4 protein-coding genes are annotated in these 3,327 nt (G+C 48.0%); 1 reads left to right on the forward strand and 3 read right to left on the reverse strand.

The genetic code is table 11. From position 1 onward, the window contains the following. Positions 1 to 44 precede the first annotated feature (44 nt). On the forward strand, positions 45 to 314 hold the full coding sequence (gene rpsT, locus ACYC56_RS13570; protein WP_461374709.1) for a 30S ribosomal protein S20: 270 nt from the start codon (positions 45 to 47) through the stop codon (positions 312 to 314). Between the two features lie 612 nt (positions 315 to 926). Here the strand turns inward: rpsT and ACYC56_RS13575 are convergent. From ACYC56_RS13575 to ACYC56_RS13585, 3 genes are all read right to left on the reverse strand, one after another. Continuing rightward, on the reverse strand, positions 927 to 1,469 hold the full coding sequence (locus ACYC56_RS13575) for a VanZ family protein (protein ID WP_461374710.1): 543 nt from the start codon (positions 1,467 to 1,469) through the stop codon (positions 927 to 929). Beyond that, positions 1,463 to 2,680 carry a DegT/DnrJ/EryC1/StrS family aminotransferase gene (locus ACYC56_RS13580; protein ID WP_461374711.1) on the reverse strand — a complete coding sequence of 406 codons (1,218 nt, stop codon included), beginning with the start codon at positions 2,678 to 2,680 and terminating at the stop codon, positions 1,463 to 1,465. Before ACYC56_RS13580 ends, ACYC56_RS13575 begins: the two co-directional genes overlap by 7 nt. Then, on the reverse strand, positions 2,677 to 3,327 hold a 651-nt coding region (locus ACYC56_RS13585), incomplete at its 5' end, for an ATP-grasp domain-containing protein (protein ID WP_461374712.1). The genes ACYC56_RS13585 and ACYC56_RS13580, both read right to left, overlap by 4 nt.

Here is a 3,327-nt window from a genome sequence, read left to right on the forward strand (position 1 = left end):
TGGTAAAATTTTTCTGCTTTACATAAACATTAAGGAGGATAACCTTGGCAAATATAAAGTCGCAAATCAAAAGGATAAAGGTATCAGAGCGCCAGCGCATTCGCAATAAGGGCACACGATCGGCTCTTAAGACCTATGTTACCAAATTCAACACCGCGATTGCAGCGAGCGACCGCGATGCAGCTGAGGCAGCGCTTAAGATTGCTATCAAGAATCTGGACAAGGCAGCCGAGAAAGGCACCATCCATAAAAACAACGCCGCCAACAAAAAGTCGCGCTTGATGAAGAAACTCAACAAAGTAGCTGCTGGATAATAAACGCTGATAGCAGCTAAGCCGCTACTATCACAGTGAAGTATCAGTAACTATGTGCAAAAGAAACGGGTCGATGTGAAAACATCGACCCGTCTTACTTTCTATCAATAGTTGATGAATTCAATCCATCAACTATCCCCATCTCGCTCAGCGAGCTTGGTTTAGGTATACCTAAGTGACCATTTTGTTGGTATACCATCGTCGCTTTCCCTCTGCAAAGTTTCCAAAATATGGAAACTATTATAATATTATACTCAGGAAACGGTAGTTAAGCAATGGTTTGGTAACATTTCTTATATTAGCCCGTCGTTTCAATGACCTGTGGGCTAAACATCCTCTTGCATCCCCCTCGATTATGTAATGTCGGATTAACTCCGCCATACAATCCGTACCCGTTTCAAAATTCTAAGGCATATTTCGTTAAGAGGACAAGCGATTGCAAAAAATTAACTGTCTCTTAGCAAATTTGGGAATAAATACTTCGTCATGTAGATTGATAGTATATCGGGCGGTGATTATTGTGGATGCTGCGATTCCCCTGCTGTTGTTATTGGCGGCGGTTCTAATGGTTGCCTGGATCGGGATAAAATTATTCCGGAAGTAGCGAGCAAACTACATTGTCTTTGGACGCCCAAACAGCGCGGTTGTTTTGCCAGCCACCCAGGCGAGACAGGTGAAAACTAGAAATCCGCCAAAATCCAGAAGCACGTCCCTCGCCATGCCCGTTCTATTCCCGACAAGTGTTTGATTCCATTCATCGAGAGAAGCAACAGAAATCAAGAGTGCCCCGGCCACCAACCAGGGCCATTTCCTTTTGAGGCCTGAACATTTAAGCGCAGCAGCTAGAGCCAACCCAAACGCACCATAAATCGCAACGTGTGCGCCTTTGCGAATAAAGAATTGAATAAAATCAACGGGGTTTTTATGATTGTCCGTCGGTCTGCTGTTATAGGCAAACCGTACTTCCGGTAGTTTGCGAACAGCGCTAACGACGGAACTATATTTCTTGAGCTCGGGGCGTAGATCCTGCTCGTGAAAGGTTTGGCTTGAAAAATGCGCTATCACTGCCAGAAAGGCCAGAACCAGAAGCCAATGCAACGTGCTATGGGCAAGCTTTGTTGTTTTCTCTTCGTTTTGGAACTCGTTATTTACCATGACGCCTTTGTCGTTACTTTCTCGATTGCCCGGCACGTATCCTCAATATCAGTATCGCTCAGCGTTGGGTGCACGAGAAACATCAAGCTTGTCTCACCCAGCTCCCTCGCTGTTCTCAGACGCTCAGTCGGACGAAGTTCCTTTGCATCAAAGGCCTTCTCGAGATAAATCTCGCTGCAGCTTCCCGTAGAGCACGGGATACCCTCGGCATTAATCGCCATCATAATTTTATCCCGATCCCATCCTTCTTTTAAAGCCTCGGGGCGAACAAATACATAATATTTGTAATAGGAGTGGTAAAATCCTTCCGGGGGAATCGTCGTTCGTAATGCCTCAAGCTGCGAGAGACGCTCGTTTAAGATGACCGCATGCCTGCGCCGGGTCGCAACCCAGGCTGGCAGTTTTGCAAGCGCCGCACGGCCGAGCGTCGATTGCATATCTGTCAATCGCAAATTAGTTCCAAAGGATTCATGAAGCCAGCGAAACCCGGGAGAATGCCGGCGATTGTAGACCGCATCGTAGCTCTTACCGTGATCTTTATATTCCCAAGCTTTGCGCCAAACCTCTTCGTCGTTGGTGGTGAGCATTCCACCCTCTCCGCCGGTAGTCATAATTTTATCCTGACAGAACGAGAAGGCGCCTACGTCCCCCACCGAGCCCACCGGGCGCCCCTTGTATGTAGCTCCATGCGCTTGGGCGCAGTCCTCGATAACTTTGAGACCATGCTTTTTGGCCAGCTTTAGGATTGGGTCCATATCGCACGGCCAACCGGCCAAATGCACGGCGATTATCGCCTTCGTTTTCGATGTTATAGCAGCCTTGATGGTTTCTACAGTAATATTCTGGCTTACAGAATCGATATCCGCCATAATCGGTGTCGCGCCCCTTACAACCACGCAACTTGCCGAAGCAATGAACGTGCGGCTGGTAACGATAACCTCATCACCCGGCCCTATACCCAGGGCAAATAGCGCCAGCTCAAGGGCAACCGTACCGTTAGTAAGGGCGACCACATGATTGCAGCCTGCAAAAGCCGCAAACTCCTTTTCAAAGAGACGGCCTTCATCACCCGTCCAATAATTCACCTTGCCGGATTTTAGAACAGCAACCACTGCATTGATCTCATCGGCTTCAAAATACGGCCATGGCGCAAAGGGTTTGGTTCGGATCGGGGTTCCACCATCAATGGCAAGCTTGTCTAAGAGTCTCATCTTAATTCGTTCCTATTGACCACTAGACGATCGCATTTCGAAGACATAACATTCGCCTCAATCCTGAGCCAGCTCGGATCAGGCTGCTCCCCGCTCGCCCACGCTATCAGCGCCGCCGGAATATTAGCGCCGGCAACATGCGAAAAAGGATATGCGCCACCAAAACGCGGGTTCAAGTCGAGCACATAACAAATGCCCTTTCTGATAAACACATCACAATCAAGACTGCCAACATGTCCGAGCGCTGTCCCAATTAGCTTACCTAATGCAAACAGCCGGTCATTGTTTACAGTGATCGCTCGGTCTGCCCCTTCCGGTCGTTTTGCTAGCTTACGTTTTGCTAGAGTGCAAATATAATTACCTTTAAGATCATTGATTATGTCCAGGCAGAATTCGTCGCCGCCAAATTGCTCCTGTATCAGGATCGATCTATCAAAATCTGTCATGCTGATTTCAGCTAGGATGGTTCTCGCTAGACGTTTCTTGGCTAACGAATACGCGAGTTCGAGTTCCTCGAGATCTTCGACAAAATCGATTGCAATCGACGCGGTACCCCAACGCGGTTTAACAACCAGTGGGAACGTTATATCTTCTCGATAGAGAGCTTCTTTCGTATCTTCAAGTGTGACATAGGATCGCGGTACGGC

The sequence above is a fragment of the Candidatus Aquicultor sp. genome (genome assembly GCF_054640775.1).